The organism is Sphingobium sp. TB-6, assembly GCF_012927365.1.
Taxonomy (GTDB): domain Bacteria; phylum Pseudomonadota; class Alphaproteobacteria; order Sphingomonadales; family Sphingomonadaceae; genus Sphingobium.
Map to the genome: position 1 here is coordinate 82720 of NZ_JABBGL010000003.1, position 12894 is coordinate 95613.

Annotated in this window: 13 protein-coding genes; 8 read left to right on the forward strand and 5 right to left on the reverse strand. The window is 62.3% G+C overall.

Annotated features, from left to right (window positions below; genetic code table 11):
• Nucleotides 1–27 precede the first annotated feature (27 nt).
• From HHL26_RS05675 to HHL26_RS05690, 4 genes are all read left to right on the forward strand, one after another.
• A complete protein-coding gene (locus HHL26_RS05675) occupies nucleotides 28–564 on the forward strand; it encodes a DUF3617 domain-containing protein (protein ID WP_066560156.1) in 537 nt (178 codons plus the stop codon).
• Nucleotides 561–836, forward strand: coding sequence for an HNH endonuclease (locus HHL26_RS05680; RefSeq protein WP_066561983.1), 276 nt, complete (start codon nucleotides 561–563; stop codon nucleotides 834–836). The genes HHL26_RS05675 and HHL26_RS05680 overlap by 4 nt, the downstream gene beginning before the upstream one ends.
• A gap of 187 nt (nucleotides 837–1023) precedes the next feature.
• A complete protein-coding gene (locus HHL26_RS05685; RefSeq protein ID WP_066560150.1) occupies nucleotides 1024–1521 on the forward strand; it encodes a DUF3617 domain-containing protein in 498 nt (165 codons plus the stop codon).
• Between the two features lie 116 nt (nucleotides 1522–1637).
• A complete protein-coding gene (locus HHL26_RS05690; RefSeq protein ID WP_066560147.1) occupies nucleotides 1638–2111 on the forward strand; it encodes a hypothetical protein in 474 nt (157 codons plus the stop codon).
• A 62-nt stretch (nucleotides 2112–2173) separates the two neighbouring features.
• Here HHL26_RS05690 and HHL26_RS05695 read toward each other — a convergent pair whose 3' ends face one another.
• The 5 genes from HHL26_RS05695 to HHL26_RS05715 all read right to left on the reverse strand — a co-directional run bounded on the left by HHL26_RS05695 (nucleotide 2174) and on the right by HHL26_RS05715 (nucleotide 8435).
• Nucleotides 2174–3394, reverse strand: a complete 1221-nt coding sequence (locus tag HHL26_RS05695) for an MBL fold metallo-hydrolase (RefSeq protein WP_066560146.1) — start codon at nucleotides 3392–3394, stop codon at nucleotides 2174–2176.
• Between the two features lie 268 nt (nucleotides 3395–3662).
• Nucleotides 3663–5024 (reverse strand): methyl-accepting chemotaxis protein, encoded by a 1362-nt coding sequence (locus HHL26_RS05700; protein ID WP_066560135.1) that lies wholly within the window; start codon nucleotides 5022–5024, stop codon nucleotides 3663–3665.
• Nucleotides 5025–5121: 97 nt separating this feature from the next.
• The gene (locus HHL26_RS05705) at nucleotides 5122–6030 is read right to left on the reverse strand and encodes a DMT family transporter (RefSeq protein WP_169576050.1); all 909 of its coding nucleotides are present in this window, start codon (nucleotides 6028–6030) and stop codon (nucleotides 5122–5124) included.
• A gap of 81 nt (nucleotides 6031–6111) precedes the next feature.
• Nucleotides 6112–7632: a fumarate hydratase gene (locus HHL26_RS05710; protein WP_066560121.1), complete on the reverse strand. Its 1521-nt coding sequence runs from the start codon at nucleotides 7630–7632 to the stop codon at nucleotides 6112–6114.
• 149 nt (nucleotides 7633–7781) lie between these two features.
• The gene (locus HHL26_RS05715) at nucleotides 7782–8435 is read right to left on the reverse strand and encodes a glutathione S-transferase family protein (RefSeq protein ID WP_066560115.1); all 654 of its coding nucleotides are present in this window, start codon (nucleotides 8433–8435) and stop codon (nucleotides 7782–7784) included.
• Nucleotides 8436–8960: 525 nt separating this feature from the next.
• Here HHL26_RS05715 and HHL26_RS05720 point away from each other — a divergent pair.
• The 4 genes from HHL26_RS05720 to HHL26_RS05735 all read left to right on the forward strand — a co-directional run bounded on the left by HHL26_RS05720 (nucleotide 8961) and on the right by HHL26_RS05735 (nucleotide 12782).
• Nucleotides 8961–10913: a ribonucleoside-diphosphate reductase subunit alpha gene (locus HHL26_RS05720; RefSeq protein ID WP_066560114.1), complete on the forward strand. Its 1953-nt coding sequence runs from the start codon at nucleotides 8961–8963 to the stop codon at nucleotides 10911–10913.
• A gap of 63 nt (nucleotides 10914–10976) precedes the next feature.
• Nucleotides 10977–11240, forward strand: a complete 264-nt coding sequence (locus HHL26_RS05725; RefSeq protein ID WP_066560113.1) for a hypothetical protein — start codon at nucleotides 10977–10979, stop codon at nucleotides 11238–11240.
• A 12-nt stretch (nucleotides 11241–11252) separates the two neighbouring features.
• Nucleotides 11253–12308: a ribonucleotide-diphosphate reductase subunit beta gene (locus HHL26_RS05730; RefSeq protein WP_066560112.1), complete on the forward strand. Its 1056-nt coding sequence runs from the start codon at nucleotides 11253–11255 to the stop codon at nucleotides 12306–12308.
• Between the two features lie 297 nt (nucleotides 12309–12605).
• Nucleotides 12606–12782 carry a hypothetical protein gene (locus HHL26_RS05735; RefSeq protein WP_169575959.1) on the forward strand — a complete coding sequence of 59 codons (177 nt, stop codon included), beginning with the start codon at nucleotides 12606–12608 and terminating at the stop codon, nucleotides 12780–12782.
• The last annotated feature ends 112 nt before the right edge of the window (nucleotides 12783–12894 follow it).

A 12894-nucleotide genomic window follows, 5' to 3' on the forward strand; every position in this document is an offset into this window, starting at 1 on the left:
AGCGGGGTGCAACAGGGAGGATTATCCATGCGCAAAACGGTTCTGGGCCTGATGGGAGCAACGGCTTTGCTGGCGGGCTGCGGCGAAAAACCGTCCGGCCAGCCGCAGACCAAGGAAGAGGTCCGCCAGGAGGTTCAGAAGGTCCAGCTCAAGCCTGGTCAGTGGGAGGGCACCTATGAGCTGGAAGATATCGACATGCCGAACATGCCCGGTGGCGGCGCTCAGATGAAAGAGCAGATGAAGAAGATGATGAGCCGCACCTCGATCAAATATTGCGTCTCGCCCGAAGAGGCGGCCAATCCCAGCGGCAAGATGTTCTCCGGCCAGGAGAATAAGGACTGCACCTATAAGGGCTTCGACGCCAGCGGCGGATCGGTGAAGGGTGAGATAAGCTGCAAGTCGCAGGGCGGCACGATGAACGCCGTCATGTCCGGCGATTATGCGCCCGAAAGCTATGAAATGCATATGGACATGAAGATGACCGGCGCGCCCAACGGCATGAACATGAGCATGAAGGCCAAGACGTCCGGCAAGTGGATCAGCACGACCTGCGCGGCGAAATGAGCGAAAGCCCGGCTTGCTGGCTTTGCGGCCGCGCGCTGGGCCACCGCGTCGAATGGCATCATCCGGTGCCCAAAAGCAAAGGCGGGCGGGACATGGCGCCCGTCCACCCGATCTGCCATCGCGCCATCCACGCGCACCTCGGCAATGCGGAGCTCGCGCGCGCCTATGGCGATGCCGCCGCCTTGCGCGCCCATCCCGAACTGGCCCGCTTTCTTGCCTGGGTCGCCACCAAGCCGCCCGACTTCCACGCCCCCACTTATAAGAAGCGATAGAGCATTTTGAAGTCGGCCAGCATGGCCGACGGCTCGCAAAATGCGGGAAACAGGCTCCAGCAAATTCCTCTTGCGCTTTGCGCGACTTGGCGCGAGCCTCACGCCGTTCCGCCAAAGCATTTTGAAGTCGGCAGGAATGGCCGACGGCTCGCAAAATGCGTGAACCAGCGAGAACAGGGGAGAGGATATGCAGAAAGTTGCGTTGGCGGCGTTGCCGCTCGCTCTTGGCTTGGCCGCTTGTGGCAGCAAGCCGGAACCCGCGCCCGAAGCCGCCGAAGCGCCGATCGTCATGAAGGCGGGCGAATGGACGCTGACCCGCAAGACCACCGGCTACAACACCCCCACCGTCACCCCGGCCGAATATCAGGCCGCACTGAAGCAAGTCAGCGAGGACAAGGCCTGCATCGCCGTCGATGCGGCGGGCGTGCCCGACGCCAATGCGCTCGCGGGGGCGGAAGGCAAGAACTGCACCTACAAGGACAAGCTGGTCCGCAAGGGCCGGTTGATCGCGACGCTCGCCTGCACCTCGGGCAAGGGCACTTCCGAAATCGTGCTGGAGGGCAATTTCACCGCCGACACGCTGACCCTGGGCAGCACCATGACCAAGACGGAGGGCGGGAGCCCCGTCCTGCGCACCACCCATGACGTCACCGGCAAGCGCGCCGGGGAATGCACCAAGGCCTGATGGTTCCGGCCGGGTCCGCCCTCGCGGCAGGCCCGGTCCGAAATCTCCAATCCGGCGCGGCCTCTTTATGCCATGGTCGTCCCTGTATCCATCCTGTGGGGGAGAGGAGTCGCATCATGCTGTTCCATCTGTCGATCGCCGCTCATGACCCGCGCCATGTGGCGCAGATCATCGCTGAATTCTGGCGCGGGGAGGCCTTTCCCTTTCCGCCGGTCACACCGGGAAGCTGGATCGCCGTGGCCGGAGACGATCGCGGCACGGCGATAGAAATCTATCCGCTGGGCACGGTGCTGCGCGAGGCGGAGGGTGATGCCGACAGCTTTGGCGAGCGGACGGAGCAGACCGGCTACACCGCCACCCATGCCGCCATCGCCACGCCGCTCAGCGAGGCGGAGGTGATGGCGATCGCATCCCGCGAAGGCTGGCCCGCCAAATATCGCAAGCGGGGCGGCGGCTTCGGCGTCATCGAATTGTGGATCGAGGGCCGCCAGATGGTCGAACTGCTGACGCAGGAGATGCAGGCCGAATATCTTGCCGCGACGAGGATGGATAATTTCCGTGCCATGATGAAGGCCAAGGGGCCAGCCTGACAGCTATTGGGAAGTGGGCCTGCGCAACGTCCGCAATTGGCCGAAACCGCCCGGCGTCTTCATCATTCCAGCGCTGCGATAGCCCGCCGGTCACAGCTTTTCGCCCCACGCGGCACCGGCGCATAGCCCGGCACCAGGATCGACTGTCCGATCCTGAGCGGCGCGAAGCGTTTCCGTTCGATCCCGGCGCAACGCAGATAGAGTTCCAGCATCTTCGGCGGGGTATCCCGTTTCTCATAGGACAGGCGGAACGTCCCCCAATGGATGGGAATCGCGGTCGAGGCCTTGAGCTTTTCGAACACCCGCACCGCCTGTTCCGGTCCGATATGCGAATCCGACTGCATCTGCCCCGGATAGAAACGGAACGCCCCGATCGGGATCATCGCCAGCCTTATCGGCCCCAGCCGCGCCGCTTCTTCCGGCCAGGCCATGTCTCCCGCGCCGGTGTCGCCTGCGAAGAAGATGTTCCCCGCCCGCGTGCTGATGAAGAAACTCGACCAGAGCGCCCGGCTGCGGTCCGTGTTCCAGCGGCTGCTCCAATGATGGTTGCGCAGCACATGGACGCGATAATCCGGGCAATGCTCGTAATTCTCGCACTGGATCACCGTGTCGCTGCCCAGGCCGTTCAGCGCCGCGCCGCTCACCGACTGCCCCCAGTCGAGCGCCATCGACGGGATGCCGTTGGCCTTCAGGATCGCGTCGTTGCCCAGGCTCGTGATGATCTTGGGCCGGTCCCGCTCCCACAGTCTTTTCAGCGTGGGGATGTCCATATGGTCATAATGATTGTGGCTGATGAGGATGAGGTCGATCTTCGGCAGATTGTCGAAGCGCACCCCCGGCCGCGCCACCCGCTTCGGCCCCAGCGGGGGAAAGGGGCTGGCATGGTCCGACCAGATCGGATCGGTCAGGATATTGAGGCCCGCCGCCTGCACCAGCACGGTGGCATGCCCCACCCAGGTCGCCATCATCCCCTTGGGCGCGGCGAAGGCGGGTGGGCGCGAGGGCTTGACCGCCACCATGTCGGGCCATGAGGGGCGGTCGTCCCGCCCCATCAGCCAGCGTGCGATGAAGCCTTGTCGGTTGCTGCCCGGCGGCGCGGGAAACCGGATTTCCCCATCGGGATTGAAGAAATGCGCGCCGTCATAATGGCGACTGACCGGCCCTTCATAATAGATGCGGTCGAGAAAGGGCGGAACGATGGTCACTGCCAGGCACAGGGCGACCGCCAGAAACAGCAACGCAGCGCCCAAGCCCTTCACGATTTTCCCGACGATGCGGCCCATGCCGTCTCCCGCTATGATGACGGGGAGGGACATAGCGCGGTTCGGAGCGTCGGCAAGAGTTGAGAGCGGATTGCTCTCTATCGTAAATGCGATGGATGTCGGATTTGGGTGGGAAGCCGACATCATTTCCGTCATCCCAGCGAAAGCTGGGATCTCAGGCGATAGGGTACGGCCTAGCCTCACGCGGTCCCAGCTTTCGCTGGGATGACAACCTGTAATATCTGCAATTGACCACTTCCAGCCCGATCAGGCCAAGCAGCAATCTCGCTTATCCCTGATCCTGATAGGCCATCTGTAAAATCCCCCAATGCCGTCCGCGCACGTGGATGGAGGCGATCACCTGCTTTAGCAGGATGACCTCGCCTGCGGCATTCAGCCGCCGATAGGCCTTGATGCAGAAGGGCTGGGTAATCTTGCATTGCTCACGCGTGTCGGGATAATCGAAGATCAGCCCCTGGCGCGAATATTCGAAGTTCCAATTATCATCGCCCGGCCGCTGCGGATGCGACCGTTCCGGCATGGCGACCGCGCCGAAGCTGTTGCGGTCGGTGAAGGTCATGCCGAACAGCCCCGGAAAGCCACGCGCCCGTTCCTGCTGCACCCGCGCCGGGGGAATCAGCACGGGCTGCACCGGATGGCTATATTGCGCCGGTTGCGTGCCGGGGATCGGCGTATAGATTTCGCTGAACAGGTCGCGTTCCGTCAGGCGGCCTTCGACAATGGCATGTTCCAGCGCATCGCTCACCGTTTGCGCGGCGTCCAGGCAGAAATCGATATAGGGCGAATCGGGTATCTCGACGCCGCTTTCCGCCACCAGTTGCAGCAGTTGGTTCGTGTCGTCGCTGGCGGTGGAAATGCGGCCCGACAGCCTTTGCAAGCCCCCCGCATTGTCGGTGGAGGTGCTCGCCAGCGCCGCCAGCCCGCCGCGTATCTCGCCCGCCGATCCGACGATGGAGGCGATGCGTTCCGCCACGGTCTCGCTGTTGCTGGACAGATCCTGCATCAACGCGCTCAGCCGTTCGACCAGCAGTTCGATATTCTTGGTGTCGTTGAGCGCGGTGCGGGCGGTTTCCGCGCCATGGACGATGCCCTCCAGCATTTTGCCCGCCTCGCCGGTCAGCGCGCCGATCGACTGGTCGATGGTCTGGGTGGCGGCGGCGGTTTCCTGCGCCAGCTTCTTGACCTCGGCGGCGACCACGGCAAAGCCGCGCCCGGCGTCGCCCGCGCGGGCCGCCTCGATGGTGGCGTTGAGCGCCAGCAAATTGGTCTGGCTGGCGATTCCGCTGATCACGCTGGTGACATGGGCCACGGTCTTGAGCGCCTCGCGAAAGCCGTCCAGCCGCTCATGCACGCTGCTGACCCGCTCGATCAGGTCGACGAAATTGCCGTTGGCGTCGGACAATTGCCGCCCGGAATCATCGATGATGCTCCGCGCCGCGACCGCCTTTTCCCGCGCATCCTGTCCGGCCAGCGCCACGCTTTCCCCGTCGCCCGAAAGCTGTGCCGCCGCGCCGCTGATCGCCTCGATCGTGCGGGCCTGATGGGTGACGCGATCCGCCAGCTCACTGATGTCCGCCTGCAAATCGAGCGTGCGGATGCCAAGGTCGCCCGATAGCTTGGCCACCTTCATCACCGCTTGCGCGACAGTCTCGGTTCTTGCCTGATTTCTCACGGTAAAGGGAGCTATCGGACGATAGTAAAAGAAGCGTTATCGATGCGGTGAACCGCTATAGCGCGCCCATCAGCGCCAGCACGACTCCGCCCGCCACCAGCATCAGCCCCATGACTTCGCTGCGCGCCATCCGCTCGCCCAGATAGAAATGGCCAAAGCCCAAAGTGAAGGCGACCTCGACCTGTCCCACGATCCGCACCAGCGCGACTGGCGCCGTCGCAAAGCCGGTGAACCAGCAGGCCGAACCGAGCGCGGACAGCAGCCCGACCTGTCCCGAAACCCGCCAGCTATGCAGCGCCTTGCGCATCTGTTCCGGCTCGCGCAGCAGCAGATAGCCCCCCTGCATCCCCGTTTGCAGCACGACCGTCACCACCAGCACGATCAAGGCGGCGAGGATCGGATCGCTGCTGCCCACTTGCTGCGTCGCCCGCCGCACGCCGATCGCGGCCAGCGCGAAGAAAAAGCCTGACGCTATCCCGCAAAGCGCGGCCGGCTGCCCCAGGGCGCGGATGAAGCCTGCCCGCTTGCCGCCGGTCGACAACAGCATGACCCCCATCACCCCGCAGCCGATCCCCGCCCAGGCGAGCGGATGCAGCCGCTCCCCCATCAGCAGGAAGGAGAGGATGGCGCCCTGCACCGCCTCTGTCTTGGAATAGGCGGTGCCGACAACGAAATTGCGATGGGCAAAGGCCATGATCAGCAGGTTGGTGGCGATGATCTGCGCCAGCCCGCCACCCAGGCAGAACAGCAGGAACAGCGGATCAGGCGAGGGCAGGGGGCCGGGAAAGAGCAGCCGGTATCCGCCCAGCAGCATCAGCGCGAAGGGTAGGCCATAGAGATAGCGCACCAGTCCGGCGGCATTGACGGACAGTTCCTTGCTGACTCGCCGTTGCACCGCGGTCCGCCAGGCCTGCACTCCGCCTGCCAGCAATGTCGCGGGCAACCAGATCGGAAAGGACATGATCGATACTCAATGGGCTGCAAAAAAAACGCGCCGCTGGAAGACCGGGCGGCGCGTCCTTGTCCAAATGAAGGAAAGAGACGCTTACGCGCCTTCGAGCAGATGTTCCTTCCGGATTTTTTCCTGCCACACCAGCGGGGCGAGGCGGTGGACATTCTGGCCTTCGCTATCGACCGCGACGGTGACGGGCATGTCCTGCACATCGAACTCGTAGATCGCTTCCATGCCCAGATCCTCGAAGCCGACCACCTTGGCCGCCTTGATGGCGCGGGCCACCAGATAGGCCGCGCCGCCGACCGCCATGAGGTAGGCGCTCTTATGCTTGGCGATCGAATCCGTCGCCGCCGGACCGCGCTCGGCCTTGCCGACGCAGGCGGCCAAGCCCTGTTCCAGCATCATGTCCATGAACTTGTCCATTCGGGTCGCGGTCGTCGGACCGGCCGGACCGACCACTTCGTCGCGCACCGGATCGACCGGGCCGACATAGTAGATCACGCGGCCCTTGAAATCGACCGGAAGCTCCTCGCCGCGGGCCAGCATGTCCTGGATACGCTTGTGCGCCGCGTCGCGCCCGGTCAGCATCTTGCCGTTCAGCAACAGTCGGTCGCCATGTTTCCAGCTCTGCACCACTTCGGGCGTCAGCGTGTCGAGATCGACGCGGATCGCTTCCTTGCTGGGCTTCCAATCGACCTGCGGCCATTCGCTGATCTTCGGCGCCTCCAGATAGGCTGGACCCGAACCGTCCAGCGTGAAATGCGCGTGACGCGTCGCCGCGCAGTTGGGGATCATCGCCACCGGCTTGCCCGCCGCATGGCAGGGATAGTCGTAGATCTTGACGTCCAGGATGGTCGAAAGCCCGCCCAGACCCTGCGCGCCGATGCCCAGCGCATTGACCTTGTCGAAAATCTCGATCCGCAGCTTCTCAATCTCGTTCTGCGGCCCGCGTGCTTTCAGTTCACCCATGTCGATGGGCTCCATCAGCGATTCCTTGGCCAGCGCCACGGCCTTTTCCGCGGTGCCGCCAATGCCGATGCCCAGCATGCCGGGAGGGCACCAGCCCGCGCCCATTTGCGGGATCATTTCCAGCACCCAGTCGACGATGGAGTCGCTCGGGTTCATCATCTTGAACTTGGTCTTGTTCTCGGAGCCGCCGCCCTTGGCCGCGACGTCCACGATCACCTTGTTGCCCGGCACCAGTTCGACATTCAGCACGCAGGGCGTGTTGTCCTTCGTATTGACGCGGCTGAACGCGGGATCCTTCAGGATCGAGGCGCGCAGGCGGTTTTCCGGGTTGAGATAGGCCTTGCGCACGCCTTCATCGACCACGTCCTGCATCGAGCGGCTGTTGTCGTCCAGGCGGCAGTCCATGCCCCATTTGATGAAGACGTTGACGATGCCGGTGTCCTGGCAGATCGGGCGGTGCCCTTCGGCGCACATGCGGCTGTTGGTCAGGATCTGGGCGATGGCGTCCTTGGCCGCCGGATTGGCTTCGGCGTCATAGGCTTTGCCCAGCGCGCGAATATAATCCATCGGATGATAGTAACTGATGAACTGGAGCGCATCGGCAACGCTCTCGATCAGATCGGCGGTCTTGATGACGGTCATCTACCCTGGTCCCTAGTCTAAGGCCCGCCTCTGCACGGCGGGTCCATGCAGGGCAGCGGCTAGTAGGGAATCGCGCGCGAGTCCAGTGGCGGCACGAAGCCGAGCGCCGGGGAGGGCGTTTCCCGCCATGCCCCGCGCGCCTGGCGGGTCTAAGCCCCCTCATCCGCGAACGGGAACATATGCCACCACGGCTCCTTCTCCCGCAGCACCCGCGCAAAGCTCTTCCGCGCCTCCAGCCGCTCCAGATAGGCGCCCAGCCCCGGAAAGCCGCCCCGCATCGGCTCGATCTTGTCCGCATAGAACAACGCTGGCGCCGCCGCGCAATCAGCCAGCGTGAAGTCGTCCCCCGCCGCCCATCGCCGCCCCGCCATCCGCGCTTCCAATAGCGCATAGGCCTTGCCCAGCATCCGCCGCGCCTCTCCCACGGCATAGCCATCGCGCGCCACCCCTTCGGGCCGAATCTTGTCCCCGACGATCGCCTGCACCGGCGCCATCACATAATTGTCGAACAGCCGGTCCATCAGCCGCACCTCCAGCGCGGCGTCGGCATCGTCGGGAATCGGGCGGAACGGCCCCGGACGATGCTGCCCCAGATATTCGACGATGATGCTGGTCTCCGCGATCGTCCGGTCCCGCGACTCATCGCGCAGCACGGGGAATTTCCCTAGCGGCCATAACGCCAGCCAGGCTTCCGCGACAGCCGGGTCTTCCAGCATGCGCGGTTCGAACGCCGTGCCATTCTCGTAAAGGGCGATCAGCACCTTCCAGCAATAGGAGGAGAGGGGGTGGTAATAGAGAATCATGTCGGCTCCTCTCCTGGGGCGGAAAACACCCCCTTCATTGATCTGGATCGGCTTTTCGCAGCGCCTTCACACTATATCTTGTCATGCCACGGTCACGAAACGCCATGGGTCGTAGCACCGCTTTCGCGCATTTCCGTGGCAAGCCAAATTTATTTTACAATCGAAATTGTCCCTCTTGCCTTTTGGCAAGCCAAGGAAAGTCCATGCGTCGCTGCGTTGCGACGTGCCGAACCGTCGATGAAATGAGTCGGGGCGGCGACGAACCGAGTCCCCGAATTGTCATTTACCCCCTTGAAAGGAAATGAAGCTGTGGCACTATCCCTTGTATCAGGTTAACGGGGGTTACCCAACAGATTGTGATCGTGCCTACCGGGCTGGTTCCCGGAGGGAGGGTATTTTTGCCCTTGCGATTGCGCCTGCTGGCCCCATTTCCGTGCCTGACCGGGTCGAAAATGCTAAGTTGTTTCGGCCCGGCCGGCAGCGGCTTGACCGAATCGAACGAAACAGGAACATTCGGGGGCTGGTATGGATTTTCGAGACAGCGAACAGGTGAGTGCAAGCGACGTGGCAACCGTGATTGACGAAGTGGTCGAAACCGTGGCGGAAAAGAAGAAGGTAGCGCCAGCCCCCAAGGCCGACGCCGTTTCCAGCTCGTCCCCCATGTCTTCGTCCAGCGTGCTGGAGCGCCGTTTTCACGTCACGACCGACGCCAGCCGCGACGCGCTGCTGACCGACTTCGGCAAGGACACGCTCCAGGACCGCTATCTGCTGCCCGGCGAAAGCTATCAGGACCTGTTCGCCCGCGTCGCCGCCGCTTATGCCGACGATGCCGACCATGCCCAGCGCGTCTATGACTATATTTCGCGCCTCTGGTTCATGCCCGCCACGCCCGTCCTGTCGAACGGCGGCACGGGTCGGGGTCTGCCGATCAGTTGCTATCTGAACTCGGTGGACGACAGCCTGGAAGGCATCGTCAACACCTGGAACGAGAATGTCTGGCTCGCCTCGCGCGGCGGCGGCATCGGCACCTATTGGGGCAATGTGCGCGGTATCGGGGAGCCGGTCGGCCTCAACGGCAAGACTAGCGGCATCATCCCCTTCGTCCGCGTGATGGACAGCCTCACCCTCGCGATCAGCCAGGGCAGCCTGCGCCGCGGTTCGGCCGCCTGCTATCTCGACGTCTCCCACCCGGAGATCGAGGAGTTCCTCGAAATCCGCAAGACGTCCGGTGACTTCAACCGCAAGGCGTTGAACCTCCACCATGGCGTGCTGCTGACCGACGAGTTCATGGAAGCGGTCCGCGACGGCACCGAATTTAATCTGCGCAGTCCCAAGGACCAGTCGGTGCGCGGCAGCGTCAACGCCCGCGCCCTGTTCCAGAAGCTGGTCGAGGTCCGCCTCGCCACCGGCGAGCCCTATATCGTCTTCAACGACACCGTGAACCGCATGATGCCCAAGCATCACCGCGATCTGGGCCTCAAGGTGTCGACGTCGAACCTTTGCTCCGAAATCACTTTGCCGACGGGTCGCGACCATATCGGCAATGACCGCACGGCAGTCTGCTGCCTTTCTTCGCTCAATCTCGAAACCTGGGATGAGTGGAAGGACGACAAGCAGTTTGTCGAGGATGTCATGCGCTTCCTCGACAATGTGCTGCAGGACTATGTCGACCGCGCGCCGCCGGAAATGGCGCGGGCGAAATATAGTGCGAGCCGTGAACGGTCAGTGGGCCTGGGGGTGATGGGGTTCCACTCCTTCCTCCAGGCCCGGGGACTTCCGTTTGAAGGCGCGATGGCCAAGTCGTGGAACTTGCGCATCTTCAAGCATATCAGCGAAAAGGCCGCCGAAGCCTCGATGCAGCTCGCTGTCGAGCGCGGCCCGTGCCCGGACGCCGCCGACATGGGGGTGATGGAGCGCTTCTCCTGCAAGATGGCGATCGCGCCCACCGCGTCGATCTCCATCATCTGCGGCGGCACCAGCGCCTGTATCGAGCCGATTCCGGCGAACATCTACACCCACAAGACGCTGTCGGGCAGCTTCGCGATCAAGAACCCCTATCTCGAAAAGCTGCTGGTCGAAAAGGCGAAGGACAGCACGGCCGTCTGGAACTCGATCCTGGAAAAGGGCGGCAGCGTCCAGCATCTCGACTTCCTCAGCCAGGAAGAGAAGGACACGTTCAAGACCAGTTTCGAGATCGATCAGCGCTGGCTGCTCGAACTGGCCGCCGACCGCACGCCCTTCATCGATCAGGCGCAGTCGCTGAACCTGTTCATCCCGGCGGATGTGGAGAAATGGGATCTGCTCATGCTCCACTACCGGGCGTGGGAACTGGGCATCAAGTCGCTCTATTATCTGCGCTCCAAGTCGGTGCAGCGCGCCGGTTTCGCAGGCGGGGTCGAAGCGGACAACACCATCGACGCCCCGAAATTCGAAATTGGCGAGACCACCGACTATGACGAGTGCCTCGCCTGCCAGTGAGTTAATCTCCTCTCCCCTTGTGGGAGAGGAGTTCCGCTGCGCTTCTGTGCAGGGCCGTTAGCCATGTGGTTTGTCGTCGCCATGTCATTCTGTTCGATCGGCTATGGCATCTATGCCGTGGTGCGGGCTGATCGGGTGGCGCAGGGGAATGCGGCCTTCATAGCCAGTGGTGAGGAAAGTTACTTCGAACAGCGGCGGGGATGGAAAGCCTATGGCACTATCCCGCCTTCGGATAGCGCGACCGTCCGTAAAAAAGGCCGCAAAGAAATCATGATCGGCGTGATCGGACTGGTTGTCGCCGCTTCCTTCACCTATTTTACGAACTGAGGAGTTCGACCCATGCCTCTTCTTCAAGCCAGCAAGGTCTACAAGCCCTTCGAATATCCCTGGGCCTATGAGTTCTGGAAGCGCCAGCAGCAGCTCCACTGGCTGCCGGAGGAAGTGCCGCTGGGCGAGGATTGCCGCGATTGGGCGCAGAAATTGAGCGACCATGAGCGCAACCTGCTCACCCAGATCTTCCGCTTCTTCACCCAGGCCGATGTGGAAGTGCAGGACTGCTACCACGAAAAATATGGCCGCGTGTTCAAGCCAACCGAAATCAAGATGATGCTGACCGCGTTTAGCAACATGGAAACGGTCCACATCGCCGCCTATTCGCACCTGCTCGACACTATCGGCATGCCCGAGAGCGAATATAGCGCCTTCATGCAGTATAAGGAGATGAAGGACAAACACGACTATCTCCAGCAGTTCGGCGTCGACACGGACGAGGACATCGCCAAGACGCTCGCCATGTTCGGCGGCTTTACGGAGGGCTTGCAGCTCTTCGCCAGCTTCGCGATGCTGATGAACTTCCCGCGCTTCAACAAGATGAAGGGCATGGGCCAGATCGTCACCTGGTCGGTCCGCGACGAGACGCTGCACTGCGAAGGCATCATCCGCCTGTTCCACGCCTTTGTGAAGGAACGCGATTGCCTGACCGCGTCGGTCAAGGACGACATCATGGATATGTGCCAGAAGACGGTGCGGATCGAGGATGCCTTCGTCGATCTCGTCTTCGAAATGGGCCCGGTCCCCGGCATGACGCCCAAGGACATCAAGAAATATGTCCGTTACATCGCTGACTGGCGCCTGGGGCAATTGGGTCTGAAGCCAATCTACATGATCGACGAGCATCCGCTCCCCTGGCTGACCCCGCTGCTGAACGGCGTCGAGCATGCCAATTTCTTCGAAACCCGCGCGACGGAATATTCGAAGGGCGCCACGCGCGGCCAGTGGAACGATGTGTGGGATGCGTTCGACCGCCGCAGCAAACTCAAGAGCGGCACCGCCGCCAACGCCGATGAAGCTGGCGACCCGGATATGTTCAAGGCAGCGGGGATCGCGGCGGAGTAAGGCATTCAAGGCTAGAGCGTTTTCTAAGCAGATAGAATCATCTGCTGACTCGGAAAACGCGGCAAAACAAAGGTCTAGAGCAGCCGATCCGATGCAATCGGGTCGGATTCTGCTCTAGGAGCGCCATCGTAGCGATGTAATGGATCGGGACCGTTACATCGCTTGCGATTACCCGGATTGCGGTAACAAAGGTGCGCTGTCAGGCGATGATGCGTCCCGGAGGATGGGATGCATTCGGCTCAAATGTGATCGAGCCAGGTAACTCTTTATTATTCGCAATTGCCTAACCTCCCGCTCATGTTCGGCGTCCGTCTCTCCTCCCTCTTCACCAGCCGCTGGATGGCGGTGCTTTGGGCGGTGCTTGTAATCCTGACGGCGATCCAGTTCGTGGGCACTTCCGACAAGGACGATAGCAGCGCGACCGCCGACGCCGTCACCGATCAGCAAAAGGGCGCGATCAACAGCCTTTTCTGATTGCCGGCCCGAAAACTGACGGCCACATGAACACAATGTTTTGTTCCGTTCATGCAACGTTTATCCGCTTTCGGATGTTGTGCTCCCATTGACTAATCAGCCAAGGGAGCCA